General features: G+C 64.2%; 18 protein-coding genes, 4 tRNA genes and 1 CRISPR repeat array (1 of these 23 running past the window's edge). Of the genes, 12 read left to right on the top strand and 10 right to left on the bottom strand.

Features of this window, described 5'->3' with window-relative positions; genetic code table 11:
- A CRISPR array of direct repeats spans positions 1-705; the repeat unit is 36 nt; unit sequence CAGTATATCAAAGGGGATTGGTGATTGATTCCCAGC; it reaches 1,380 nt to the left of the window's first position.
- 56 nt (positions 706-761) lie between these two features.
- Positions 762-2,072, bottom strand: a complete 1,311-nt coding sequence (locus tag BLT68_RS09130) for an ISL3 family transposase (protein ID WP_074633069.1) — start codon at positions 2,070-2,072, stop codon at positions 762-764.
- 583 nt (positions 2,073-2,655) lie between these two features.
- Here BLT68_RS09130 and BLT68_RS06670 point away from each other — a divergent pair.
- Entirely contained in the window at positions 2,656-3,123 is a 468-nt protein-coding gene (locus BLT68_RS06670) for a hypothetical protein (protein ID WP_074633347.1), read from the top strand.
- Positions 3,124-3,570: 447 nt separating this feature from the next.
- Here BLT68_RS06670 and BLT68_RS06665 read toward each other — a convergent pair.
- From BLT68_RS06665 to BLT68_RS06655, 3 genes are all read right to left on the bottom strand, one after another.
- Positions 3,571-3,646: transfer RNA gene (locus BLT68_RS06665), tRNA-Phe, on the bottom strand.
- Between the two features lie 28 nt (positions 3,647-3,674).
- Positions 3,675-3,748: transfer RNA gene (locus BLT68_RS06660), tRNA-Asp, on the bottom strand.
- Positions 3,749-3,797: 49 nt separating this feature from the next.
- Positions 3,798-3,873, bottom strand: a tRNA-Glu gene (locus BLT68_RS06655).
- A 164-nt stretch (positions 3,874-4,037) separates the two neighbouring features.
- On the opposite strand from BLT68_RS06655, the gene BLT68_RS06650 reads away from it, so the two are divergent.
- The 3 genes from BLT68_RS06650 (at position 4,038) to BLT68_RS06640 (ending at position 8,923) form a co-directional block, all read left to right on the top strand.
- Positions 4,038-7,523: a mechanosensitive ion channel family protein gene (locus BLT68_RS06650; protein WP_074633345.1), complete on the top strand. Its 3,486-nt coding sequence runs from the start codon at positions 4,038-4,040 to the stop codon at positions 7,521-7,523.
- A gap of 114 nt (positions 7,524-7,637) precedes the next feature.
- The gene (gene msrB, locus BLT68_RS06645) at positions 7,638-8,042 is read left to right on the top strand and encodes a peptide-methionine (R)-S-oxide reductase MsrB (protein WP_050695656.1); all 405 of its coding nucleotides are present in this window, start codon (positions 7,638-7,640) and stop codon (positions 8,040-8,042) included.
- The gene (locus BLT68_RS06640; RefSeq protein WP_050695657.1) at positions 8,039-8,923 is read left to right on the top strand and encodes an EamA family transporter; all 885 of its coding nucleotides are present in this window, start codon (positions 8,039-8,041) and stop codon (positions 8,921-8,923) included. The genes msrB and BLT68_RS06640 overlap by 4 nt, the downstream gene beginning before the upstream one ends.
- Before the next feature lie 155 nt (positions 8,924-9,078).
- On the opposite strand, the gene BLT68_RS06635 is transcribed toward BLT68_RS06640, so the two are convergent.
- Together BLT68_RS06635 and BLT68_RS06630 are read right to left on the bottom strand one after the other, a co-directional pair.
- Complete coding sequence (locus BLT68_RS06635) at positions 9,079-11,160, bottom strand: PfkB family carbohydrate kinase (RefSeq protein ID WP_074633344.1); 2,082 nt, start codon at positions 11,158-11,160, stop codon at positions 9,079-9,081.
- A 72-nt stretch (positions 11,161-11,232) separates the two neighbouring features.
- Positions 11,233-11,304: transfer RNA gene (locus tag BLT68_RS06630), tRNA-Lys, on the bottom strand.
- Positions 11,305-11,335: 31 nt separating this feature from the next.
- On the opposite strand from BLT68_RS06630, the gene BLT68_RS06625 reads away from it, so the two are divergent.
- Together BLT68_RS06625 and BLT68_RS06620 are read left to right on the top strand one after the other, a co-directional pair.
- Positions 11,336-11,965, top strand: a complete 630-nt coding sequence (locus BLT68_RS06625) for a hypothetical protein (RefSeq protein WP_074633342.1) — start codon at positions 11,336-11,338, stop codon at positions 11,963-11,965.
- An 89-nt stretch (positions 11,966-12,054) separates the two neighbouring features.
- Entirely contained in the window at positions 12,055-13,290 is a 1,236-nt protein-coding gene (locus tag BLT68_RS06620; protein WP_074633341.1) for an NUDIX hydrolase, read from the top strand.
- Positions 13,291-13,334: 44 nt separating this feature from the next.
- On the opposite strand, the gene BLT68_RS06615 is transcribed toward BLT68_RS06620, so the two are convergent.
- The 4 genes from BLT68_RS06615 to BLT68_RS06600 all read right to left on the bottom strand — a co-directional run bounded on the left by BLT68_RS06615 (position 13,335) and on the right by BLT68_RS06600 (position 16,141).
- Entirely contained in the window at positions 13,335-13,790 is a 456-nt protein-coding gene (locus BLT68_RS06615) for a septum formation family protein (RefSeq protein ID WP_070778541.1), read from the bottom strand.
- A 219-nt stretch (positions 13,791-14,009) separates the two neighbouring features.
- Positions 14,010-14,441 (bottom strand): septum formation family protein, encoded by a 432-nt coding sequence (locus BLT68_RS06610; RefSeq protein WP_050695661.1) that lies wholly within the window; start codon positions 14,439-14,441, stop codon positions 14,010-14,012.
- On the bottom strand, positions 14,441-15,505 hold the full coding sequence (locus BLT68_RS06605) for an inorganic phosphate transporter (RefSeq protein WP_070778537.1): 1,065 nt from the start codon (positions 15,503-15,505) through the stop codon (positions 14,441-14,443). Before BLT68_RS06605 ends, BLT68_RS06610 begins: the two co-directional genes overlap by 1 nt.
- Positions 15,506-15,508: 3 nt before the next feature.
- Positions 15,509-16,141, bottom strand: coding sequence for a DUF47 domain-containing protein (locus BLT68_RS06600; protein ID WP_050695883.1), 633 nt, complete (start codon positions 16,139-16,141; stop codon positions 15,509-15,511).
- A 371-nt stretch (positions 16,142-16,512) separates the two neighbouring features.
- Between BLT68_RS06600 and BLT68_RS06595 the strand changes: the two genes are divergently transcribed.
- The 6 genes from BLT68_RS06595 (at position 16,513) to BLT68_RS06570 (ending at position 26,306) form a co-directional block, all read left to right on the top strand.
- Complete coding sequence (locus BLT68_RS06595) at positions 16,513-18,348, top strand: phosphoenolpyruvate carboxykinase (GTP) (protein ID WP_074633339.1); 1,836 nt, start codon at positions 16,513-16,515, stop codon at positions 18,346-18,348.
- A gap of 414 nt (positions 18,349-18,762) precedes the next feature.
- The gene (locus BLT68_RS06590) at positions 18,763-19,389 is read left to right on the top strand and encodes a hypothetical protein (RefSeq protein WP_131800085.1); all 627 of its coding nucleotides are present in this window, start codon (positions 18,763-18,765) and stop codon (positions 19,387-19,389) included.
- 117 nt (positions 19,390-19,506) lie between these two features.
- Positions 19,507-20,496, top strand: coding sequence for an AAA family ATPase (locus BLT68_RS06585; RefSeq protein ID WP_050695665.1), 990 nt, complete (start codon positions 19,507-19,509; stop codon positions 20,494-20,496).
- 39 nt (positions 20,497-20,535) lie between these two features.
- Entirely contained in the window at positions 20,536-21,429 is an 894-nt protein-coding gene (locus tag BLT68_RS06580; RefSeq protein WP_050695666.1) for a DUF58 domain-containing protein, read from the top strand.
- A 215-nt stretch (positions 21,430-21,644) separates the two neighbouring features.
- On the top strand, positions 21,645-23,288 hold the full coding sequence (locus BLT68_RS06575; protein WP_165603242.1) for a SpaH/EbpB family LPXTG-anchored major pilin: 1,644 nt from the start codon (positions 21,645-21,647) through the stop codon (positions 23,286-23,288).
- Positions 23,289-23,444: 156 nt separating this feature from the next.
- Positions 23,445-26,306, top strand: a complete 2,862-nt coding sequence (locus tag BLT68_RS06570; RefSeq protein WP_050695667.1) for a CshA/CshB family fibrillar adhesin-related protein — start codon at positions 23,445-23,447, stop codon at positions 26,304-26,306.
- Positions 26,307-26,331: the final 25 nt, after the last annotated feature.

Genomic DNA, 26,331 nt, shown 5'->3' with positions numbered 1-26,331 from the left:
GCGCTTGGCATGAATCAATCTCAGGTATCAGTATATCAAAGGGGATTGGTGATTGATTCCCAGCCAAATCTCGTCCATCGTGACCATGTAGGCAGTATATCAAAGGGGATTGGTGATTGATTCCCAGCCTCGCCGGCGTCGAGTACACCGGCAACCCAGTATATCAAAGGGGATTGGTGATTGATTCCCAGCATGGTTGCGGCAAGGTAGAAGCGGATGGCAGTATATCAAAGGGGATTGGTGATTGATTCCCAGCCGGAGGATGTCACTCATGGGCGGCCCCCCAGTATATCAAAGGGGATTGGTGATTGATTCCCAGCAGGAATCCAGTGCAAGTCAGTCATGACGCAGTATATCAAAGGGGATTGGTGATTGATTCCCAGCTGAGCGAGGTCGCCGTGCGCGGCCAGGACCAGTATATCAAAGGGGATTGGTGATTGATTCCCAGCGTGCCGGCCGCGCGGATGGTTCCTTTGACAGTATATCAAAGGGGATTGGTGATTGATTCCCAGCATCGAGTTCACATCCATTGCCACGCCGACAGTATATCAAAGGGGATTGGTGATTGATTCCCAGCGTCGGCTCGTGCACCCAGTGCGGCGCGGCAGTATATCAAAGGGGATTGGTGATTGATTCCCAGCCCACAAGACCGCGATCGATGCGGGCATCCAGTATATCAAAGGGGATTGGTGATTGATTCCCAGCCGTGTTTCCCGCGCCCATTCCTGCCCGCCAGTATATCAAAGGGGATTGGTGGCTCTTCATAATTGAGGGTGTAGTTGGGGTCTGAATCCTCCTGTTTCGAGGAGGCAGCGGGTGATGTAGTTGGTGAGGTTTCGGAACCCGAGTGCGGATCCGCGTAGGTGTTCGAGACGTCCGTTGATCGCTTCGGTAGGACCGTTGCTGGTGTGTGGATGATCGAAGTAAGCCAGGATGTCCCGGGATCGGCGTTTGAGCGTTCTTCCCAGTGTGATGATCTCCGTGAGGGAGCGAGGGACACCCGCGTTGCTGAGACGGTCTATTTCGGCTTGCATCAGGGCCTTACCGCGGATTTTATTGGGATCGCGGTAGGCGTCGATAATACTCTGGTAGACGCTCCAGGTGACTTCGAGGGCGACGTGGCAATCGCTGGCGAACAGGTCGAGGATCCGGTGTTGTTGGCGCGGGGTGAGCAGGCAGGATCTGGTGTGTAACATTCTGCGGGCCTTGTACAGGGGATCGGTGGCACGCCCACGCCGGTGGTGGAGTTCTTGCTGGATGCGCCTGCGACACTCATCGAGAGCATCACCGGCAAGGTGTACGACGTGGAAGGGGTCCATGACCGCGGTTGCGTCTGAGAGTTCTTCAGCGGCTGCGCTTTTGAACCCGGTGAATCCATCCATCGCTACGACCTCGATGTTCTCGCGCCACGTGTCGGGCTGGGAAGAGAGCCAGGTTTTGAAGACCTGCTTGGAGCGGCCTGGGACCATATCCAGGAGCCGGGAGGGACCACGACGGTCTCGTATAGGAGTCAAGTCCAAGATGACGGTGACGTATTTGTCGCCGTAAGGGGTGTGGCGCCACACGTGCTCATCAACACCGATGACGCACACTCCCTCGAAACGATCAGGATCATCGATGAGTATGCGCTGGCCTTCACCTAAGATCGCGGTATTGGCAGTGTTCCATGACACGGCCAATACGTCGGCGATGCGCGCCACCGTCAGATGGTGGACCACCAGGCCCACCAGCGCCCAGCGCACCGCTGCGCGCGAGAGCTTCGCGCGCGGATCGGCTGCTGCACTCATGTTTTGACGCCACACGTGAGCACACGTCTGGCAGCGGTAGCGGCGCACGCTCACGTGCAACATGGTGGGGTGCCACCCGTAGGGTACGTGAGCCAAGCGCCTGATCACCGTGTCGCGTACGACGCCCTCGCCCCCACACTGTCGGCACCACCGATCCTCACCCACTACCTTGCAGGCCAAGACGGTCCGATCGCCTCCTACACGCTGACCCATCACTTCCAGTCCTAGGTCATCCAGGCCCGTGAAGGCGCTCAGGTCAGGGCGACCAAAGGTAGCATTGGACATGTCGAGGTCTTTCGGATGGACGGTGTAGGAACCCCCATCATCGGAAGACCTCGACCCCTACCCGGCCACGACACACCGAACCCCGCATACCACCCCCACACCCTCAATTATGAAGAGCCGGATTGGTGATTGATTCCCAGCACCGTCGCATCGCTTATCGCGTATAACCCAGTATATCAAAGGGGATTGGTGATTGATTCCCAGCCATGCCCACATGCCCGCCAAATCATTTTCAGTATATCAAAGGGGATTGGTGATTGAACTCTCGTTTAGCTCCGACAATGGGGCGATCAGGCACAGTATGTCAATGGGCTGGGGTTATTCCAAACATTTGAGCTTAGATGTGCTGACAGGCAGCGATTGGCGAATCATTGGTCCAAACCCGAAGAGATAGTTGTCAAGGCCTCTTATCGTCAAACGTGCTCGCAAGAGGGGCTTCCGTGAGGAATTGACGTAGTTTGGCTTCTCTGATCGTGGTCGTCCGGGAGAATATGTGTTCGCGGTGTCAGTTTCGAGGCTGCAATGCGTGTTCCTGTGTGGCTAAGCCACTTGGTTCGCTCGCGGCAAGGAAACGATAGGAGAAATGATAGTAGATGGGGCTAGGGTGACGATCCGCGCGCACATCACCAGCGTCGGAAGCGAGTATCGCAAAGAGGTGATCTCTGGGATGTGTTATCTCTGTATCTGCGAATGGACCAGGAAGGTTCGTGACATTGGCTTCCGTTTTACGGATGTCGACGACGATCAGCTGTGGGACGTCACCATCTTGACGATCCGTGAGGGCGAATGGAACGACATCTGGGAGGTTTGCGTTAACCTCTTCCCGCTTTCCAAGGCCCTCCGGCACGTCATCGTTACCGTCGACCAGAAGCTCCTCGGTGACTGCGACGGCTTTGGCTTCATCGCCCATGAGATCAACGAGCTTGCCGCCCACCTAGACCGCGTCGCCGACATAATCGAGCGTCTTGACGGGGCCTACATTTACAACACCGACAAGGACTCCGCGCGTGGCGACGGCGAGCAAGACGAGTACGAGGAGGGGCGGGGATGAGCCGGCCTCGGCCTAGGGATCACCGACAAGAAGGACGTTTTCCCCGCGTGAGCGGGGAAAACGTCCGTGTGTCGCCGGCGCAAATTCTTGAACCTGCAGATTTTTAGGTTATGGGACATAAACGGGGTTGTAGGACAAAACGTGTTGGTCGGGGATTAGCCCCGGGTGTTGGGGTGGGGAGTGGTGTGGTGGAGTTCGTTCCAGTAAATTGGATCTCCCCATCCGAGGACGGTGTCGGTGGCCCGGTGGCCCGGTGGCCCGGTGGCTTGGCGGGCGGCGCGGGGGCGCTGCATCAAAGGTCATACCCGCCCATACTGTGACCCACCCGTGCGACGGCGGCTGGCCCGCCCTGAGCGTGACAGAAGACCTCAACAAAACAAGGAGCCCGTGGCAAGACAAGGGCTCTCGGCACAATAAAAACCCCGAAGCGTGAGCTTCGGGGCTAACTGGTGGCTCCGACCGGCGTCGATCCGGTGACCTTTCGATTTTCAGTCGAACGCTCTACCAACTGAGCTACAGAGCCAAGACCCGAACCGAAATGGTCTGGTCGGCGACCCCGACGGGACTTGAACCCGCGACCTCCGCCGTGACAGGGCGGCGCGCTAACCAACTGCGCTACGGGGCCTTACAACAGGTAAGACCTATTGAATTATTCATTCACGTCCGCGACCGGTTGGTACCCCCAACGGGATTCGAACCCGTGTCGCCGCCGTGAAAGGGCGGTGTCCTAGGCCGCTAGACGATGGGGGCCTGTCTGGCCGTCGAACTGGCGTCCGAAGACGGGAGACAGCTTAGGCAGAATGAGCCCCCCGCGTCAAAACGGGACGACGTGACCCCTAACACATTGGTGGTGGATGTCGAAATTGCCCGGTATTACCAGGAATTCACCAGGTTGCAGACCTACCCTTGAAGGCATGACTATGCCACCAGCATTCGGTGCCCTCGCGGAAGCCTCCAACGTCCTTACGCGGGCGGTCGACACCCCCCAGTCCGGAACCGAGACAGCCGTCGCCACCACCATAGACGTTACCCTCCTGATCCTCGGCCCGATCGTCGGCGCCTTCCTGGGCGTCGTCGCCTCTGTTATCCTCTCCGTCCTGGGACGCAAGGCGCTCGCGAAGTCCGCTGCGGCCTCGTCAATCCTGAAACGAGTGCGCCACCCCGCCCGCTTCACTTTCGCCGCGTGGGGCGCGTGGGTGGGAGAAGGGCTCGCGCTGGTGAACCCCGGCCTGTCCGACTGGGAGGGCACGTCGGTCACGACGTTCCTCATGCACGCGCTGCTTATCCTGGGCCTCGCCTTCCTCACCTGGATGGCGTACGCGGCCGCCTGGGTCTTCGAAGATGCTGCGAAAGCCCGCCAGGCCGCCGACAAGGGCCGCTCGCGCCGCTTCGAAACACAAGCGCAGATTCTGCGCCGCTTCATCCAATGCATCATCGTGGTCGTCGGAGCGGTCGTCATCATCGGCACCTTCGAGGCCGCACGCCAGGCTATGACGACGGTCCTGGCCTCCGCCGGCGTGCTCTCCGTCATCGCGGGCCTCGCCGCGCAGCAAACTCTGGGTAACGTGTTCGCAGGCCTGCAGCTTGCGTTCACCGACGCCATTCGCGTGGGTGACGTCGTCGTCGCCGGTGATAAGCACGAAACCGGTGCCGTCGAAGAAATCACGCTTTCCTACGTGGTTGTGCGCATCTGGGACGAACGCCGCCTCATCACCCCCTGCCGCTATTTCACCACCACGCCCTTTGAGAACTGGACGCGCCGCGCCGCCGCCCAGCTGGGCACCGTCGAACTCAAACTCGACTGGTCCGCGCCCATGACCCTCATCCGCGCCAAGGTCGAGAGCCTCTTGGCGGCAACCGACCTATGGGACGGACGCACCTGGGGCGTGCAGATCACCGACTCTGACGAGTACACGGTGACCGTCCGAGTCCTGGTCTCTGCCAAACACTCCGGCGCCCTATCCGACCTGCGCGCCTACCTGCGCGAACAGCTGATCGCGTGGATCGTCGCCGAAGAGCCGTGGGCGCGACCCGCCCAGCGTATCGAACCGCGTCAAACGGTCACGGTTGAACACGACACCAGCCGCGAACACATCGCACGCCTGGCCTCCGAACTGGCCGGTATCTCCGGCACCAACGAGGCCGTGGCCGCGATGAGTGATCCCACCACTCACGCGGGCAGCGCGCGCGGTTCCATTGATTCCGCCACGGGCGGCGCGGCCTCTTTAGCGCCGGCGGCGGCCGAGCAGCGAGACGGTCGGAGCGGCCAGCCCAAAGACGCCGCCCACGCCGCACGCATGGTTGCCGCCCGCCGCAAGGCCAAGCGGGCGCGTCGGCGCGCCATGGCCGATCGCCAGCGCGAACTGGCGGAAGGCGGATCATCCCAGGACGAAACGCAGGTCATTTCCAAGTCCGCCCTGCGCAAGATCATTGAAGCGGCAGGCAAGACCATCCCACAGAGCACCCAGATCCTGCCGGCTGCGTTCGTCGGACGGGGTGAGCGTTTCTTCTCCGGCTCCGCAGAGGCCGACGAACGCGCCGCCGCCCTCGAAGGACCCGGCGAGGAAGCTTACGCCGAACGTGAGGCCGAGGCCCGCCGCGCCCGCGACCGTCGCGAAGCCCGTCGCGGCCACGCCGCCGCCCTGGACCCCGAGGTAACGACGGCCCTGGCCGCCGTCGGCGTCGAACCCGTCGAATGCGACCGCGAGGCCACGGGCGGCGAGTCCCCCGACGCCGCGGAGAACACCGCCGAGGCCACAGCGGATGAACACGCCGCCACGCCCGAGCGTGACGAGGAGCCGCGCGACAGCGAGAACATCAACGACCCCGCGCAGGAAAACGTCGATCCCGTGCGGGAAACAGACGATTCCGCGCCGGAAACGGCGGAACATGCGAACGAAGGTGCTGCCGCGCGCGAGTCCCTCACGGACCAGTCCACAACCGATCAGGCTACAAGCGACCAGGCTGCAAGCGACCAGCCCGCGACCGACGAGTCAGCCGTGACCGAAGGCGCCTTAGTTCATGCCGCGGACGAGGAAACTCCCGCCCCTGGTGGCGCCGAGACGGTTCCTGTGGGCGCGGGTGATACTGATACCCAGGTGGGTGCGGGCGACGCCGGAACTCATGAAACAGCGGGCAGCGCCGATGCGCAGGAAGTAGCAGACGCGGTCCCCGCGCCCCCCGCCGCCGCGCAGTCCGACGAACCCCAGCGTGAGAGTAAGCACGATCCAGTTGCTCCCGAGGGTGAGGAAGATGAGAAGGCGGCCACGGCCCGGTTGCAGGAGACGACGAGGCAGGACGAACAGGAAACCATTCCCATCCCTGCGCGTAAAACCTCCGCGAAGCAGCCCATCCAGGTGCCGCCCCCCGAGCGCACCGGGCGCCCTGTCGTGACCGACACGGTGCAGGCCCTGGCGCCCGCACTCGTGCCACCGCCCGCGCCCACCCCAGCGGAGATGGCGGCGTCGAGGACCAACGTCAGGGACACCGGCGACACTGTAGACGCCGGCGACGCAGCCATCCATCCCGGCTGGTACGCCGTCGCCGAAGAGGCACGCCTGGACACCAAAACGCGTCCCACGCCGAAAGTGACGCCCCAGCGCGTGTCCATCATGGACTTCTTCCCCTCGGCGGTCCCGACTCCCTCTGCGGTCCCGACTCCCTCTGCGGTGCCCACGCCCTCGGCGGTTTCGACTCCCCCCGCAGCCCCCACGCCCTCGGCGACCCCTACGTCCCCGGCAGGTCCCGAGTCCGATAACACTGGCGCCGCGACCAGCCAAATCCCCGTCGCCGGACACGGCGAACGTGAGGATCATCCTCAAACTGGTGCCCAAACGGCGGAACAGGCCGCAGCGCAGGTCCCCGATCCCGCACATCTCGCGGGCGCCGCGCAGGCTCGGAACGCTGAGCCGGAGGCCGATGCGACCGCCGTCATGGAAACCGTCGAAGCTCCTCGAGTGCCCGCGCCTGATGCCGAGTCCACGCAGGTCCTCCCCGCGCTCAAGGAACAGCCCGCGATCGAGGAACAGCCCGCGCTTGATGAAACCCTGGTCATTCCCGTCACCCGCGCACGCGGCGAATCCGCGGGCGCTGCTAAGACAAAGAAAGCGACGGGTAAGGCATCCTCTTCACAGTCTGTACCCGCCAAGGGCACAGCTAAGAAAACACCCACTAAGAAGGCCCCCGCGAAGAAGGGCACGGCAAAGGGGGGTAGCGCGGCAAAGGGGGGTAGCGCGGAAAAGAAAACCGCGAAGAAGAGCGCGGCCAAGAAGAGTTCCACCAAAAAGGGCACCACCAACACCAAAAAGGGCGCCACCAAGAAAACGGGTGCGAAGAAGCCAAGCGCGAAGGCGACGGGAGGAAAGAAAAGCTCGACCGCACGGTCCTTAAGCGACGAGTGAACAGGACCGTCGAGGCCTCTGCGGCCTGGGGAATGATCCCGGCGCAGGCGGCGAACGCCCTCGCTCACGAGCGCGAAACGTGCGCGTGCACGGTCGGCGCGCAACAATGGAGGCATGAACGCTACCGATCCTGCCGCCCGCACCGACGCCGAATGGAAGAAACTCCTCAGCCCCATGCGCTACCACGTGCTGCGCGAAGCTGGTACGGAGCGCCCCTTTACCGGTGAGCTCCTGGATGAGGCACGGGTCGGCACCTACTCGTGCGCAGGGTGTGGATCCCAGCTCTTTGACTCCGACGCAAAGTTCGATTCCTCGTGCGGGTGGCCCTCCTTTTTCCAGGCCCACGCCGGCGCCACCACCGAATACGTCGACACCAGTCACGGCATGATCCGCACCGAGGTGCGCTGTGCTACCTGTGACTCCCACCTGGGCCACGTATTCTCCGACGCTCCCGGACAACCCACCGGCATGCGCTACTGCATGAACTCGGCTGCGCTCACCTTCGCTCCCGCGCAGTGAGTGGACCCGCTCCCTGTTCCGGCCGTGCCACCGCGCGCCTGATCGTCAGCGACCGCATCCCAGCCCAGCTCTACATTGTCGGCTCGGCGCTCATCCAATACGTCGGCGCCGCGCTCGCCGTCGTTGCCTTCGCCTCGGTTGAGCCCGCATCCGTCGCATGGTGGCGCGTCGTCACGGGAGCGCTCGTCCTCCTCGCATGGAAACGCCCCTGGCGCGGCGGCCTGACTCTTTCCGACCTGTCCATCTCCGCGCTCTTTGGCATCATCGTCGTCACCATGAATGCCTCCTTTTACGAGGCCATTGCGCGCATCCCTCTGGGGACCGCCGTCTCCATCGAGTTCATCGGTCCCGTCGCCGTCGCCGTCCTGCGCGGCCACGGAATGCGCCCCCGCATCGCAGCGGTCCTCGCCTTTGCTGGCGTCGCCTGCATCAGTGGTCTCGCCCTCGATCTCGGCTCGACCGGCGTGCGTGTCGGGGTCGCCTGGATCCTGCTGGCAGCCGCAGCGTGGTCTGCCTACATCGTCGTCGGCCAGCGTGCCTCCTCCACCCGCGACGGCGTCACCAACCTCGCCCTCGGATGTGCGTGGGGAGCCCTGGTCTTCGCGCCCGTCCTCGGACCGCGCGCGATGGCGGCCACCGCTTCCTGGAATCTCATCGCGATCGTCGTCGGAGTCGGCCTGCTTTCCACGGTCATCCCGTACTCCTTCGAGGCCATCGCCATGCGGCGACTGGCCGCCCCGACATTCGCCCTGTTTGCCGCGATCCTGCCCGCCACGTCCGCCCTGGTCGGAGCGGTCATGCTGCGGCAAATCCCCGGCGTTTTTGAAATGGTCGGCCTGGCGCTGGTGTCGGCCGCCGTGTGGCTCGCCTCGAGGCCCTAGCCGCTCTCCAGGCTTTTCGCCCCGCTATCGTGGCGTTTTGCTCCGTTCTCCCGGTTGGCCTCCTCGCGCGGCGCGCCGACCCGGCCCGGTTGAGGCGTACCGCCCACGTCCACCGGTATCGCTCGTACGAGAGACGGGGCCACGCCCGCGCCCGGTCACCCCAGGGCGTGGGCAGCGGCCTCGATCTCTTCGCGGGAGGGGCAGGAGGCCGGCCCGACGACCCTCGTGGACAGCGCGCCCGCGCAGTTGGCCAGTAGGAGGCCTCTCTCGAGGGGGATTCCGAGTGCAAGGGAGGCGGCCAGGACGCCGGTGTGCGCGTCGCCCGCGCCGTTGGTGTCGATCGCATCGACGCTCGGGGTGGGAACGTGGGTGACGGCGGGCCGGTTAAAAAGTTTGTCGTCGTGAGTGGGGTGTGCGAAGTACGCGCCGTTGGCGCCAACGCGGATCACGGCGTGGCTGTTGAAGAGCTGTGCGATGAACCCCGCTGCCCCTTCGGGTGTTTGGCAGGCGTCGCATGCCGAACGGTCAGCCACGATCGAGGCGCCGAGTCCGTGGGCCTCCGTCGCGGTCATCGAGAGGATCACGTTGTCACGCGGCAGACCCGAGGGCACGCGAGCAATGGGGGAGGGATCAACCACGACGCGGACGTGTTCGGGCAGCACTCGCAGCGCCTGTCGCGCCGCCTCCTCGTTCGCCGGGTGAGCCATGAGGTATCCGTCGATGTACAGCACGTCTAAGGGGCCCATGGTCTGGACGAAGTCTGCCCAGGCGCGCGGCGGCGTGTGGGTCTCCGCTCCTCTCGTGGAGATGAAGCTGCGCTCGCCGGTGGAGTCGGTGAAGGCCACGCAGTAGCCGTTGTCCATTCCCGCCACGCGCGGCCCGGCGTCCGCGATGCCCTCTCGCTGGAGAGCCTGGCGAATCGACGAGGCGTTGGGGCCTTCGCCGATCGGGCTGAGTGAAACGGCCTCGGCCCCCATGCGGCGCGCTGCCAGCAGGGCGTTGAAGCCCCCGCCCACGTGGGCCCCCTCGTGGGTGGCCCACACGTCGCCGCCCGGGTGCGGAAAGGAATCGCCCCGCAGGGCCAGGTCCACGAGGATCTGCCCCATGAGGACGACGCGCCCCGCCTGCGAGTCCTCGCGGGTAGGGCTAAATGGGGCGGGTGGGCAGACGGGCTCGAAGAGCGCGTGGTGGCTCATGTCGACGGGGTAGGGTGCGCGGAGGGCCAGCAGCTGCTCGGCAACTGCCTGCAGGTCCAGGTGGGAGACCTCCTCTACCTGCTCAAGGCCGTGACCCTGGAACTGCTCGACTCCGCGGACCGCGCCGATCATGGCACCGGCGATGGCTCCGATCGTGTCCGTGTCGCCGCCCACGTTCGCGGCAGCGCGCAGGGCGAGGTGGTCCGCGTGAAGGAAGGCAAGCGCAAAAGCCATCGGAACGGCCTGCGCGGAAGCCACCGACGTGCCGATCTGCTCCACGAGGCGTTGAATGGGATGGCCGCCGTGCGCGTTGTGGTTGCTGGCGATGTTCAACGCCCTGCGCGTCGCCGCCACCACGTCCGGTTCCGGGGTCCATGCGCCGCGCGCAGGCAGGGAGGCCACGAAGCTGACGGCTTCCCACAGGACGCTCCTCACGTCCATCGGGGGAGAGCCGGGCCGACCTATCCCGATCGATACTGCGGCGGCCACCAGCGCAGCCGACTGGAAGCCCTGGCGCGTCGCGTGCGTGACCCGGCAGGATGACCACACGGCGTCCGCGAAGGCCTGGGGGTCTGCCATCGAGGTCGCGATGCCGATCGGTGTAACCCGCATCGCCGCCCCGTTCGTCGTGCCTTCGCCGCCCACGGTCAGCGGCTCCTCGCCCGCGCGCACCCGCTCCAGGGCCGCCTTCGTGGAGGGGCCCAGCAGGTCCGAAGACCCGCGGGCGATCATCGCTTCCTCCCACTCCAGCAGCGCGTGGGCGAACTCGCCCGCATCCAGGATCCCCCGACCTTCCGAGGTGTTTTTGCCTCGCAGCAGGAGGGATGCCACCAACAGCGCCTGCTCCGTGTCGTCCGTGATCGACCCCGCCGGCATGCCCGGCGCGTAGGGTTGGCTCGCGTCCGCGTCCACCAGGCCCCTGATCTCGCCGTACACGCTGGCGATGTGATCTGGAGACATGGCCTGGGTCGGCATGCCCAGGGCATCGCCGAGCGCCAGCCCGGCCAGCGCCCCGTACGCGCGGGAAAAAAGAGGATCCATCGGTGTGCCTCCCAACGCGGGCAGCCACGCCCACAGATAGCATGAACGCCCCGGAAAACCCGAGGCGACCAGTAGGCCCAGGGGGACTCGAACCCCCAACCTACGGATTAAAAGTCCGCTGCTCTACCATTGAGCTATAGGCCCATTGATCCCATTGTAGGAGGAACCGGTCCCCATGGCCCAATCAAACATTCCTCGCCGCCCCGCCATGCTCGACTCAGCGAGGGCTGAGTCCATCGTTGGCGACGAAGATCCAGCAGAAGTCGCAGCCGTCGCACACACCGCCGCGTGGGCGCTCATGGGGGTGGGGGACGATTCCTTCACCGACGAGGACGTCGCCCGGCTGCGCGAGGCCGTGCGCGCCCGCGGCGTCGATGCGATCGCGCACGTGTGGTCCCGCAGCCCCGAGTTCACTCTCCCCGGAGCCCTGTGGCGCCTCTACTTGCTGCATGAGTGGTACCACCGCGACCCTGGCCCTGTCGAATCTCGATACTCGCAGGGAGCGAACGCGCCGACCATCCAGAGCCTCGAAGGCCCCACCCACGTGCGGCCCCTGAGCCTCGTTATGGAGGAGGTCGACTCCCTGCTGCATGGCGGCCTCACCGACGACGACCTCGAACACGTGCTGGCCCAGGCTTCGCGTGCCATGCGTGTCCTGGCAGCCGGGGAGGCTGGGGCTCTGTGGATCGAAGACCCGGCCGACCCCCTGGCTCACCGCGTCACCATGCGTACCTCTGCGCTGGCGATCACGGCCGACGAACTCGGTGTCGCCGCGCGCGAAGCAGCCGCCGGCACACTCGACTAGGGGTGCGGGGCAACGCCACCTGGGGTGACGTGATGCGCCCGCCAGGGCGCGTGTGCCGTCGGGCGACTACCCTGGGCCCTATGTCTGCGATGCCAGCCCCACGCCCTCAGCGACTCGTTCGCTCAGCCGGCGCGCTCGTCTGGCGCTTCGCCGACCCCGACCGCGCCGCCGTTCCCGGTGAGGCCATTGATCCCGCGGTCATCGAGGTCCTCATGGTCCACCGGCCCCGCTACCACGACTGGTCTTGGCCCAAGGGAAAAGCCGAAAACGGGGAAGCCCTCGTCGCGGCCGCCGTCCGCGAGGTAGAGGAAGAAACCGGCCAGATTGTCACGCTCGGCGCGCCCCTGACCACTCAGCGCTACAGGCTCGGCGGTGGACAAACGAAGGAGGTCCACTACTGGGTGGGTACCCCCGTGTCCCCCGGCAGCGCCTTCGAGCGGCTGCGCGCCCCCGTCGCCCGGGCACCCCGCACCGAAATCGACCGAACCGCGTGGGCCACTCCCGAGCGGGCGGCCAACATGCTCACCCGACGGGGCGACCGCCGCCTCCTTGCCGACCTCGTCGCCCGCGCCCGCGAGGGTCGCCTCGCCACCACCACCCTTATCGTCTTACGCCCCGGCGAGGGCGCTGCTCCTGCCGCGAACCAGGCCCTGGCCGCCTCCGAGCCTGGTCCCGTTCCGGGGACGGGGGTAGCCCCCGCCCCCGCGCCCCACCCTTCCCGCCGTGCGCCCACCCCCGCGATGGTGGCGTCGGCGGCGGCCAGGAGGGCGGCGCAGGTGGAGCGGGCGTCGTCGGGGGAGGCCGAGGGAGCTTCGATCCCCGCTGATCCCCCGCTCAGCCGGTTTGGCGTGCGTCAGGCTTTTGACCTCATCGATCTGCTCAGTGCCTTCGGGGCGGAGCGTGCCTACGCGTCGCCCAGCGCTCGGGCGCGCCAGGTCCTCACCCCGTGGGCGTCGATGGGGGGCGGGTCGGTGACCCTGGTGGATTCCCTTGACGCTACCCGTGGGGCCGACGCCGGGCGGCATCACATCGACGCTCGTTTGGCGCGGATTCGCGCTTTTGCGGCCGAACGCCTGCGCGAACACGGTAGCCCGGCCGTCCTGTCCGTCGTGGGCGAGGCGCGCGAGGCGATCATCGAGGAAATACGAGCCCACGGGGCGGGCAGCATCGCGAGCGCCTGCGTCCCCGTCCTGACGTGTGGGCAGATCCTGGTCGCGCACGTCGAGCATGGCGACGAAGGTCCGGTCGTGGCCGCGTTTGAAACGCACGGCGTCACCACGAAAGATCCCTCAGCGCCCTGCCGAAAGGGCGCGAAGCGCCGCTGACGCGGGCTGGGAGCGCCCGCGCGGCGCACCCAACCCGTTGTACCTCACATGCCGGAATCCTTCACCGAATCCATCAGCCTGTCTTCGTTCATCGAGGTGGCGATGCAGATGATTTCGCGGTCGCCCGTCGCCCAAGTCTGCGTGGTGGGGTACAGCCACGTGACTTCAAGGTCGGATTCTTCGTACGACTTGCCGACGTAGGGCTCAAAAGCACCGGTGCAGTTGTCCTTCGCCTTTTCCTTCATCTCGTCCTCGGAGGGTAGTGTGGCATCTGTGAGCTTCGCAATGTGGAAGACCTCCCCGTCGTGCGCCTCGGTGCACTCGGAGGTCTCGAGCCTGGAGACTTGGGAGTCGTCCGGGAGCTGGACGCACTGGCCGACCCTCATGTTGAAGGCGGAGGTGCTGTTACCGAAGGGGTAGAGAGAGCACGCCGGCAGGCTCACCCCCAGGGCGGCGGCCAGGACAGCGAGGGTGAGAGTGCGGGGAAAAGCGTGGGACATGGTGCTCCTTGATGCGATGGGACCGTGGTTTCGTCGAGTGCGGGCGCGCGGCACGGCGAGGACGGGTGAGGTGTGATGGGCAGATACCGCTGCGCTGCAAAAACTATAACAACGAGACTGCCGAACGGGGGAAGCGTCAAGCACAGATGACGCTTCCCCCGTTAACAACGCGCGGCGGCCCGGCCTGGGCCAAACCGCCACGCGGATGGCGGCACAGCGTCACATGCCGGATTTCTTCACCGAACTGGTCAGCTTTGAATGATCCAGCGGACGCGCCAGGCACACGATCGACCGATCCTTTTGCGCCCACGAGTCCTTCGTCGGAATCATCCACGTGGCATCTAGGGATGACGTGAGGTAGTCCGTTCCCACGTACTCGTCAAACGCCGAGATGCACTCGGTTTCGGCTTGCTTGTTCAACGTATCCGCCCCGGGGAAGTCGCCGTCGGGCGCGGAGGTCACGTGGAACACCTCGGCGTCGTGTTCGCGGGCGCAGCCGGTGGTCTCAACGGTGGTCGCGGTCTCTTCGTGGGGCAGGCGTATGCACTGTCCGACCCGCATGTGCCTGACGGAGGAATCCGAGCACCCAGCCAGCGGGGCCGTGACGATGCCGAGTGCGGCGGCCAGAGCAACGAGACGAATGCGTGTCACTAGTGGACCCCCAGCGGCAGAGCCACTGCCAGGTACACGATCGCCGACACCAGGGCCGCGGCTGGCAGGGTCAGGAACCACGCGACAACGATGTTGCCCGCGACGCCCCAACGAACCGCCGAAAAGCGCTTCGTGCAGCCCACGCCCATGATCGCCGTCGATACGACCTGCGTCGTCGAGATGGGGGCGTGGATGACGTAGGAGCACAGGTACAGGATCGAGGAGGACACGGCCTCGGCGGTGAAGGCGCGCGCCGGATCCAGGTCGATGATCTTGCGGCCGATCGTGCGCATGATTCGCCCGCCGCCGGCCATCGTGCCCAACGAAATCGCCAGAGCGCCCGAAACCTTGACCCACAGGGGCACCGTTAAGTCGCCCGTGATGGGGTCGTAGATCTGGTGCGTCTCGCCGTATCCACCGGCCAGCAGCGCCATGATGATGATGCCCATCGTCTTTTGAGCGTCCTGGATGCCGTGGCCCAGGGCCATCGCTGCTGACGAGAAGCGCTGCGCTGCACGGAAGCGGCGCATGGAGCGGTGATACTGCGCCTTGCGCAGCAGCTGAAGGACGCACCGCATGACGATGTAGCCCACGATGAAGCCGATGATCGGCGAGGCGAACATCGGGATGATGACGTGGTCCAGAATGCCCCACCAGTGGACCGCCGTGCCGCTCATGATGCCGGCGCCGACGAGGCCGCCGATGAGGGCGTGCGACGAGGAAGAGGGCAGCCCGAACCACCAGGTGACCAGGTTCCAGATGCAGGCACCCAGCAGCGCGGCCAGGATGATGACCAGGCCCTTGTGCTGCATCTCCGGCTGCGTTGACTCGGCGTAACGACTGATCGAAATGATGCCCTTGCCGACCGTTTTAGCGACGGCGGTGCCCATCATGGCGCCGACGACGTTCATGACTGCCGCCATCAGGAGCGCCGCTCGAGGCGTCCAAGCGCGCGTCGATACCGAGGTCGCGATCGCGTTCGCTGCGTCGTGGAATCCGTTCGTGTAGCTGAAGAACAGCGCGACGGCGATGACGACGCTAACGAGGATCAGGTTCAGATCCACGGTTCAGGATTCCTTCAGTGCAAGGGACTCGATGACGTTGGCCAGCTCCTCGAAGGCGTCGGCGCAGGATTCGAGGCCCTGAACGATGTCCTTGAGCTTGATGATCGTGATCGCATCCAGGCCGGAGTCGAACAGGGCCGTCAGGGTGCGGCGGTAGGCCAGGTCGCCGTCGTTCTCGAGGCGGTTGATCTCGATCCAGTAGTCGCGCATGTCCACTGGGGACTTCAGCGAGGGCATGGACTCGGCGGTGAGGTCGGCGCAGTTCTTGATGACATCGAGCTGCACGTTGAGCAGGGAGACCAGGGAGGAAGGGATGTCGGCGATTCCGTAGACGACCAGCAGGTCGCCGGCCTCGTCAATGAAGTCCAGGCAGTCGTCCAGGTGGGATGCCAGGGATTGCAGATCTTCGCGGTCGAAAGGCGTGATGAACGAGGAGTTGATGCGCTGGATGATCTCGTGGTTCAGTTCGTCGCCGCGGTGCTCAACCTCGTGGAGCTGGTCGCGCAGGGCGATGCGTTCTTCGGGGGAGGCGGCATAAATGTGTGAGAGGAACTCGACGGCCTGCACGAGCTGGCGCGCCTGGGAGGTGAAGTATTCAAAAAAGTCAGGGCCTTGGGTCTTGTTTCGGAATCCCATGGTGTACTCGGTCCTTCCAATGGTGAACAGCACTGTTGTGCTACCTGTAATCGTCGGTCATGGTGCGGTGCTACTTCAAGTTCAGATGCGCATTTGTGACACCATATTTCGTGTTCTATCTCACGATATGGTGTGGGGGCTTCGTTTCTTTCCCGCTCGCGAGGCCCGGGTGTGCCCTGGTCGTCGGGGGTGCTTCGCGGGTGGGCTGAAGGTCCCTGCGGGCCGGGCGGCGCGTGATTCGTTCGGCTAGGATTGAGGTGTGACCGGGACCAAGCGCCCGCAAGCGTGGGCATTCGTTCCGGCATGATGGATTGTGCCAAGCGGGGGCGCACGAGGCGGCCCCGACAACCCAAAATGCCTCAGGAGGCAAAATGTCCGTAACCGAACAGGACGTGCGAGCGGCCGCTCCGGCGAACGCTCCCGAAGACGTCATCAAGTGGGTTGCTGAAATCGCAGCGCTGACCACCCCTGATGCCATCGAATTCGCCGACGGGTCCCAGGAGGAGTGGGATCGCCTGACCTCTCAGATGGTCGCCAGCGGCATGTTCACCAAGCTCAACGAGGAGAAGCGCCCCAACTCCTTCCTCGCGCGTTCCAAGCCGTCCGACGTTGCGCGCGTCGAGTCCCGTACCTTCATCTGCTGCGAGAAGGAAGAGGACGCGGGTCCGACCAACCACTGGGCGGATCCCAAGGAAATGAAGGCGACCCTGCGTGAGAAGTTCACGGGTTCCATGAAGGGCCGTACCATGTACGTGATTCCCTTCTCGATGGGTCCCCTGGGCGGCCCCATCTCTCAGCTGGGCGTCGAGATCACCGACTCCCCCTACGTCGTGTGCAACATGCGCATCATGACCCGCATGGGCGCGGGCGCCATGGACCTCATCAGCGAAGGCCGTGTGTGGGTTCCCGCCGTTCACTCCGTCGGCGTCCCGCTCGAGCCCGGTCAGGAAGATGACTCGTGGCCCTGCAATGACGAGAAGTACATCACCCACTTCCCGGAGACCAACGAGATCTGGTCCTACGGTTCCGGCTACGGCGGCAACGCTCTGCTGGGCAAGAAGTGCTTCGCGCTGCGCATCGCCTCGACGATGGCCCGCCGCGACGGGTGGATGGCCGAGCACATGCTCGTCCTGCGCCTGACCCGCGAGTCCACGGGCCAGCAGTTCCACGTGACTGCCGCGTTCCCGAGCGCCTGTGGCAAGACCAACCTCGCCATGCTTCAGCCCACGATCCCCGGCTACAAGGTCGAGACCGTCGGCGACGACATCGCGTGGATGCGCCCCGGCCCCGATGGGCGACTGCGCGCCATCAACCCCGAGGCCGGCTTCTTCGGCGTCGCCCCCGGCACCTCCTACAAGACCAACCCCATGGCCATGGAGACCGGCAAGGCTAACTCCATCTTCACGAACGTCGCCCTGACCGACGACGGTGACGTGTGGTGGGAAGGCATCGACGGCGAGGTTCCCGCGCACCTCATCGACTGGCACGGCAACGACTGGACCCCCGAGTCCGGTGAGAAGGCTGCTCACCCGAACAGTCGCTTCACCGTTCCCGCTTCGCAGTGTCCGATCATCTGCCCCGACTGGGAAGCCCCCGAGGGCGTTGCGGTTGACGCCATCCTCTTCGGCGGACGTCGCGCCACCAACGTCCCGCTGGTCGCCGAGCAGTACGAGCCCGCCCACGGCGTGTTCATCGGCGCCTCCGTGGCCTCCGAGGTCACCGCGGCCGCGACCGACGTCAAGGCCGGTTCGCTGCGCCACGACCCCTTCGCCATGCTGCCCTTCTGCGGCTACAACATGGCCGACTACTGGGGCCACTGGCTTGATATGCAGAAGGAACTGGGCGATGGGTTCCCGAAGGTCTATCAGGTCAACTGGTTCCGTAAGGACGAGGACGGCAACTTCATGTGGCCCGGCTTTGGCGACAACAGCCGCGTCCTGGATTGGATCGTCCGCCGCGCCGCCGGCGAGGTCGAGGCCATCGACGGCGTGACGGGACGCTACCCGAAGTTCGAGGACTTCAACCTTGATGGCCTGGACATCGACGAGGCCGTGTGGGCGAAGCTCTTTGCGATCGATCCCGACGCGTGGGCCGCCGAGATGGATGACACGGAGGAGTACTTTAAGCAGTTCGGCGATAAGCTCCCCGCCGCCATCACCGAGCAGCTGGCCAAGTTCCGCCAGCGCATCGCCGCCGCGAAGGCCTGAGCGCCTCGCTGCATCTCGCGCACACCGAGTGCGGGAGGCCGGGCCCGATCGGGCCCGGCCTCCCGTGTGTCGCTGGAAGTCGGCTTCCACAGTCCCAGACTGGGCAGGTCCAGCAATAGCTCCCGCAGCCTCCACCCGGCCGGGTGCCACAAGTGGGCCCCGCGGCGGCCACGAGGCACTGAGGGCGTTGAACGGCGTGAGTAGAATGTGTGCAGAGGCGAGGAAAGAGACGAGATGAGCGGACGATACCCTGGCACGAACCCGTAGAATCCGTATGCGTGGTTTACTGCTCCCCCGGTGACTCCGAATAGTCCAGGCAACGTCCCAAATGCTGGGGGCGCGAGCACTGTCGGCCCCACGGCATTTCAGCCATTTTTGGCGCCGAATCAGGTGTGGATGGCGCAGGAGCCGCTCGTGTTCAAACGATCCGCTTCCCGCTCGACATGGTCGAAGGTCATGTGGGTCGGCGGGATCTGTCTCTCTTTGCTGTGTCCGTTCGTCGTGGGGCTGATTTTTCTCACGAACCCGGATAGCGCGTCCGGAGCTATCCGCTCGTCCTCCGACATCGTCGCGCTCGTCGTCATGTGCGTGGTTCCCTTTGGCGTGATCGGCTACTACGTCTACGACGTGAAGATACGCGGCAACGACCGGCTCGTCGTGGACCGAATGGGTTTTCACCTGGTCGAGGGGACGAATCGGTCGGACTATGCATGGCCGAGATCACATTCGGATCTCTTTATTTGCCTCAGTGAGCCGAGTGACTACGGGGATGACTATATCGCCGGTAGCGTCAATATCCACCTGCTCATGCCCGGTTATGGCGATGTGCCGTTGATCGGAGTTGGGTATTTCGACGACTATTCACGTAAGGCGATCGTCACGGCGCAGTTGCAACTCGAAACCCTGTGGGCCTGGGGCGTGGCGCGCGGGGTGACGGTCGAGTCGGGCGTGTACACGTGCCTTGCTGCCCCCGAGGACGAGCGCAGGCGGCGCGTCGACTTCGCGGAGGTCGTGCGCGTCGTTCAGGGTGCTGCGGGCTGACCCGGTGACGCGGGCAGGCCCGGAGCGGGGTGCGTCTGGACACATGTCCACCAAAACGCGCCCCGCGCACTAGACTAACCACAGCAGCACCTTTTCCCGTGCACACTAGGAGACTTTGTGGCCGTTTACCTGACCGATGCGGAACTTGCCCAGGCCAAGGACATTCTGAACCGCATTACCGTGATTTATCAGGCGAAAGTTGTCGGGCAGGAGGATCTGCGTACGGCGCTCACGGCGTGCCTGCTGGCGGACGGACACGTCTTGGTCGAGTCGGTGCCGGGCCTGGCCAAAACCACCGCCGCTCAGACCCTGGCCTCCGCCGTCTCCGGTACGTTCCACCGTATCCAGTGCACGCCGGATCTGATGCCCAACGACATCGTGGGTTCGCAGATCTGGAACCAGGCCTCGGGCGAGATGGTCACCCAGCTGGGACCGGTCCACGCGAACCTGGTCCTGCTCGATGAGATTAACCGATCGAGTGCGAAGACCCAGTCGGCGATGCTGGAGGCGATGCAGGAGGGGCAGACCACGATCGGCGGCGTCAACCACCGCCTGCCCAGGCCGTTCATGGTGATGGCGACGCAGAACCCCATCGAGGAAGAGGGCACCTATGTTTTGCCTGAGGCGCAGATGGACCGATTCTTGCTCAAGGAGGTCATCACCTACCCCGCGCCGGTTGACGAGCTAGAGGTCCTGGAGCGTATCGATTCGGGTGCGATGGAGGTCCCCGTCGCCTCGGAGCCGGTCTCCGTCAACGATGTTCTGTTGCTGCAGGATTTGACGCGCCGCGTGTACGTGCACAGCACCCTCAAGGCGTACATCGTTGACATCATCAACACCACCAGGGGAGCGGGCCCGAATCCGCTGCCTGGGTGGACCAAGCACGTGCGCGTGGGTGCCTCTCCGCGAGGCGGCATTGCGCTCATGCAGATCGCTCAGGCTCTGGCGCTCATGGAGGCGCGCAACTACGTGGTGCCCGACGATATCAAGAGGCTGCGTTACGCGATTCTGCGCCACCGCATCATCCGTACCTTCGACGCGCTGGCGGATAACGTTTCTGTTGAGGGGCTGATCGACGCGGTGTTCAACGCGGTTCCGGTGCCGTGACGGCTGCCGCTTTTCCCGGCCAGTTTAAGGAGGCCTATCGTGCCTGTGAGGTCGCGTGAGATCCACGCGTTGTCGACGCGCATCCAGCTTCCCGTTATGCGCAAGCTCCTGTCCGTCATGGACGGGCAACATTCGGCGCTGAGGTGGGGGCGGGGCTGGGAGTTCATGGACTTGGCCCCCTATCAGCCGGGCGATGACGTGCGCGAGATCGACTGGGCGGCCACCGCCCGGACGGGGACTCCCACGATCAAGCGTCACGAGGCGACGGCGAACGTTCAGGTGATCCTGGTAGTCGATACGGGGCGCGAGATGGGCGCTCTGGCCCCGTCGGGGGAGTCGAAGGAGGAGGTGGCGCTGGCGGCGTGCGAGGCGATCGCGTGGTTGTCGGTGGCCAGGGGGGACCAGATCGGCCTGGTCGCCGGGGATTCGCGCAGGGTGCGCTTCATGCCGGCCCGGACGGGCAATGGCCACGCGGAGACGATCATGCGTCGCATCGCGGAGGATATTACCCTGGCCTCTCCGCGTTCGGACGTGCTGCGCCTTTTGCGTCGGGCGCTCACGACGACCAGGAGGCGCTCGCTTGTCGTGATCGTCAGCGATCAGACTCAGCCGTTTCCGACGAAGGAGGCGGACGACATCATCAAGTCGCTGACCGTGCGCCATCAGGTCGTGCAGATATCGGTGGCCGATATGAACCCGGCGGATGTTGATCCAGACATGACGGTTATTGACGTCAACGAGGGGCCGCTGCCTGATTTCTTGCGCAGGGATGAGCAGCTGGCCAAGGAGGCCCGGGGTGTCGTGGAGCAGCGTCGCATGGCGGTCTCGCAGATGCTTGACACGCGCGGCGTCATCCAGGTGAGCGTTGCTTCCTCGGATGAGGTTCCTCGCGCTCTCATGCGCGCGTTGGAGCGGTCGGGAAACCGCGCGTAGAGACGCGTTTGGTGTGTGACAATCCCGCAAATTTCTCTACCGAACGGTAATGAAATGAGAGCTGGCTCATAGGATTTTCGGTATTTTACGTCAAAACGTGAAAGGTATTTCATATTTTTCCGGTAAATGTAGCATCTGGCCGAAGTCGCTCCTATGCTTATTGCTGAACCATCCACCCCGTCACACACAGTGCGGAAGTTATGAGAGGAAGACGAGTGAACAGCAAACACTCGCCCCTGGGGCGGCGAATGCTCGCCGCCGCGGGTGCCCTGAGTATCGGAGTTGCGGGAGTTGTTGCCACCAGCGCGGCTGCTTTTGCCAAGGATCCCTCCTACGGCACCATCGATCAAAACGCCAAGGGCTCGATCACCATCCACAAGCACCTGAAGAACGATTCGGGTCAGATGGGCAAGGTAGACGGTTCTGCCGATGCTGGCGGTGACGGCGTTGATGGCGTGACCTTCAAGGCGTACAAGGTCTCCGGCCTGGACCTGTCCAAGCCCGCCGACTGGGACAAGCTGGCAGAGCTTGTCGACAATGTTCCCGCCAGCGCCTGTGCGGATCCTGCTGCCCCGACGCTCGGAGCCGGTGCGCCCGCCGTCGAGACGAACGCAGCAGCCGAGGGTACCACCGCCGGTGGTGGCGTGACCAAGCTGGAGCAGCTCTCGGTCGCCGCGTACCTGGTCTGTGAGACCAAGGCTCCTGCCAACATCGTCGAGAAGGCCAAGCCCTTCGTCGTGACGATCCCGTTCCCGAACACCACCAATGATGGCGACGGCAAGTGGCTCTACGACGTGCACGCCTACCCGAAGAACCAGAAGATCGAGATCGACAAGACCATCTCCGATCAGAGTGCGAACGGCTTCGGCCTGGGTTCTCGCGTGACCTTCCCCGTCTCCACGACCATCCCGAACCTTGGTGACGACGGCCCTGTCCCTGTGGCCGTTCCGTATCTTGACGCCGACCTGCAGTTCAAGTACTTCTACCTGCGTGACCAGCTGGATCCGCGCCTCACCGACGGCAAGGTCGACAAGATCACCCTGGGCGACGAGACCCTGACCGAGGGCACCGACTACGAGCAGTCCAATACGAACGGCCTGGTTGTCGTCTCCTTCAAGCGCGCCGGTCTGCAGAAGCTGCAGGATAATGCCGGCAAGAAGCTTGAGGCGATCTTCAGCGGCAAGGTCAGCGCCGTTGGTGACGGTACCATCAAGAACACGGCCGACCTGATCCAGGACACGACCTACGGCGCCGTTCCCCCCAACGACCCGCCCTCGCTGCCTCCGTTCGAGCCCGAAAACCCGCCGACCTCCCCCGAGGTCTCCACGGATTGGGGCAGCGTTCAGCTGCTGAAGTTCGACGGCAATTCCGGCAATGCCAAGACCGGCATCAAGGGCGCGAAGTTCAACGTCTACAACGCCACCGACCCCTACGCGGCCGACTGCAAGGCTGCGACCAAGACTGGCGACCCGATCAAGGTCAACGACAAGACCGAGTTCGTCTCTGACGAGAACGGCCTGGTGAAGATCGACGGCCTCTACGTCGGCGACTCCGTCGGCTCGGTCGGCCCTGCCTCGAAGGGTGCGCTCAAGCGCTGCTACGTGGTCGAGGAGATCGAGGCCCCCGCGGGCTACGTCCTGCCCAAGAACGCCACGACCGGCATCGAGGTTGCCAAGGGTACCCAGAACGTGGGTTCGTACAACGCCGAGATCAGCAACACCAAGCAGCCCGTGCCTCAGCTGCCCCTCACGGGTGCCAACGGCCAGCTGCTGATGACCATCGGCGGCGTCTCCCTGGGACTCATCGCCGTTGGTTCCACCCTGGTTATCCGCTCGCGTAAGCGCAGCAGGGAAGCCTGACAATTCGGGGCTGTCAGGGTGTCGCCCTGGCACCGAGGCCCCGTGCGGGTCGGCACGGCCGGGAGACCGGTTCTCCAGCCGTGCCGACCCCGCAGTACATCCCAGACAATACTTGCTTGAGAACGATTTTTTAAAAACCTAGTCATTGGAGTTGAAGTGACCCAACACGCCCGTCTACAGTCCCGCAGCAGGCGGCTCGCACGCTTCGCGGTCGCGTTCGCGGTCTGCGCGGCCATCGGCACCGCGCCGATCCTGCCCCACGTGGTGGAGCAGACCCAGGCGGCTGCCGAGAGGGTCCCCAGTGGTTCCCTGCCCGCGACCTTCGCCACGGGAGGCTCGGGGCGCTTCAAAGAATCCATCCAGTGGCTCCAATGGGCGGACTATGACAAGTACTTCGCAAACCAGACGCAGCCCTACGCGCCGATTCTCGATAAGGGCGAGGTGAAAGCGTTCACGAATTCGCGGGACATGGGCGACGCTGGCGTTCTGGTGACGACCTGCACCCTGTCGAATCTTCAACACTTGGGGCACGGCACTGGAAGCACGGATGAACAATCCAATGGCCCCCTAGTCGCGACCATTCCAGGAACTTGGGCAGGCGACGCCCTGGACAACCTCTACAACGTCGGCGGCCCCGGCTCATGGAGCGACGGTTCCGCCGAGTGGCACGAAGGGCTTACGTACCCCAAGGACTACGTCAACAAGAACAAGATGGTCGTCGGCCTGGCCAATGGCTACGCGAACATCGGGAGCAATTCCTACGAGAATCCGAACGCTCCATGGCAGCCGGGGAACCGTCCGACGGGTGTGAACGCCCGAGTGAGCGTTGACCTCAACTGCTCCGCAGAGCTTCGCGGCGATGACGGTACGACCCTCGCTGTCCCCCTTTCCGGCCTCGTCTTCGCGGACGCCGAGGCCTCTAGCAATCGGAAGCCAGGTGACGACTATGACTTCCAGAATGAGTGGGTGCAGGCAAGCACCTCGCAGCAGAATGTCAAGTGGCGCGTCCTCGATACCCTGCGTTCTGCTAATTGCAATGGCGTGACTAGTGAAGCAAAATTCGTTGACTCCTCGACGGTCCGGCTGATGCCTACCGGAAAGGAGTGTGTCTACCAGAATGGTGGAAAGTACAGTCGCCCTAACGGCCTGGGTGGTCCGGATGCCGTTATGTTCATGGAAGGTGCGACCAAGGCGACGATCACCATTCAGGGTGGAGGCTACTCGGCGGTCGCACTGGGCCTGGTCATCGCCACCGACTTTGGCGACGCCCCAGAGTCCTATGGCAAAGCATCCGCGCTCTTCCAGCCCACGTGGAGCGGCGGTCAGGTGACGCACACCGTTGATGCCTTTAGTGTCGGCAAGGCGACGATGCATTCTGCCCAAACGATTCTTGGCACCGAGATCGACGCCGAGGGGTACCAGCAGCACTCGGACGACGCCCTTGGTGATGATCAGAACGGAACCGCAGACGAGGATGGTCTCAGCGTGCAGACCATTGCCGAGGGAATCACTACTCAGGCGGGAGCGACCCATCAACAGACGGTTGCCTGTAAGGGACCGGGGAAGGTTGCCGGATGGATCGACTGGAACCACAACGGCTCCTTCGACTTGGGTGAGAAGTCCGATGAGGTACCCTGCCTGGGGTCCAGCGTGAAGCTCAGCTGGACGGTTCCCGACGACGTTGTCCGTTCGGTGACCGGAGAGGCGGGAAGTGTCGGTGATACCTTCATGCGTCTGCGTATCACCAACGACTCTAATGGTGACAATCAGAAGGCTACCGGTAACACGACGACCGGTGAGGTCGAGGACTACAAGATTTCAGTCCGCATTCCCACCCTTCAGATTGTCAAGAATGTTGACGGGCTTTACGCCTCGACGGAGGTCCCCGCGCTCGCCGCATCGGAATGGACCCTCACAGGTAAGAATTCCTCGGTGAATGCTCCCTTCAAGACCATCACGGGTGCAGGCGACACGAACATCCAGCGAGTGCTCAAGGGCACGTACGCGCTGTCCGAGGAATCGGTGAATGCTCAGGCGGGTGGGTACGCGGCTGGCGAATGGACCTGTGGCCAGACCGCCGGAACCGTCAACGCTCAGGGAACCTCCTACTCGTCAACTCTGTCAGGCTCGCGGGTTACCATCAAGAACGCTGATCGTGTGACGTGCACAATTGTTAACACGACGAAACCGGGCACCCTCACCTGGGATAAGGTTGAATCCGACGGGACCACTCTTCTGGCAGGCACCACTTGGACCCTGACGGGTCCCGACGTTCCGACGGGCACGACCGTGACTGACTGCTCCTCGGGTATCTGCCCGACGGGCGCCTATAAGGATCAGGATCCGGCGCCGGGTAAGTTCAAACTCACGGGTCTCAAGTGGGGGACCTACTCTATCAAGGAGTCCGCCGTCCCCGACGGGTATGCGGTGTTGACCGACACCTTTACCTTCCCACAGCTCAACGGTTCTGCCCTTGAGGCTAGACTCGCGGCAATTGATGGCAAGGTTACTGACAACGGTGCCATCATCAATACGAGGCTCACCGGGTCGGTGACCTGGAAGAAGGTGGATGCCTCCGACGGCACCTCGCCTCTCGCAGGCTCGGAATGGACGATCAGCGGCGGCGCGCTGCCGGGCGCGGTGACCATCGCGGACTGCCAGGCTGACTCGGCCGCCCAGTGTCCGAAGGCCCCGGACGGCACCTACTACGACACGGACCCCGCCGCCGGTTCCTTCACCGTGAAGGGGCTGCCGTGGAGCGAGAAGACCTACACTCTCAAAGAGAAGAAGGCTCCCGCCGGGTACCGCCTGGATCCGACCCCGCATGAATTCACAATCGATGCAAAGGCACTGGACTTTGCTTTCGAGCCGATCACGAATGAGAAGCAGAATGTTCCAAGCCTCCCGCTCACCGGCGGATTCGGTGCTGATGCATACATCATCGGCGGTATCGTCGCCGGCCTGGGTGCCGCTGGCGTAGGCGCGGCCATCAAGCGCCGCAAGAACCGAAAGGCATGACGCGACTGGGGGACCCCGACCCGGG

Source organism: Schaalia meyeri, from assembly GCF_900105015.1.
In the GTDB taxonomy this organism is placed as follows: domain Bacteria; phylum Actinomycetota; class Actinomycetes; order Actinomycetales; family Actinomycetaceae; genus Pauljensenia; species Pauljensenia meyeri.
The sequence above is the reverse complement of the archived record's forward strand: the minus strand, read 5'-3'. Positions and strand labels throughout refer to the sequence as shown.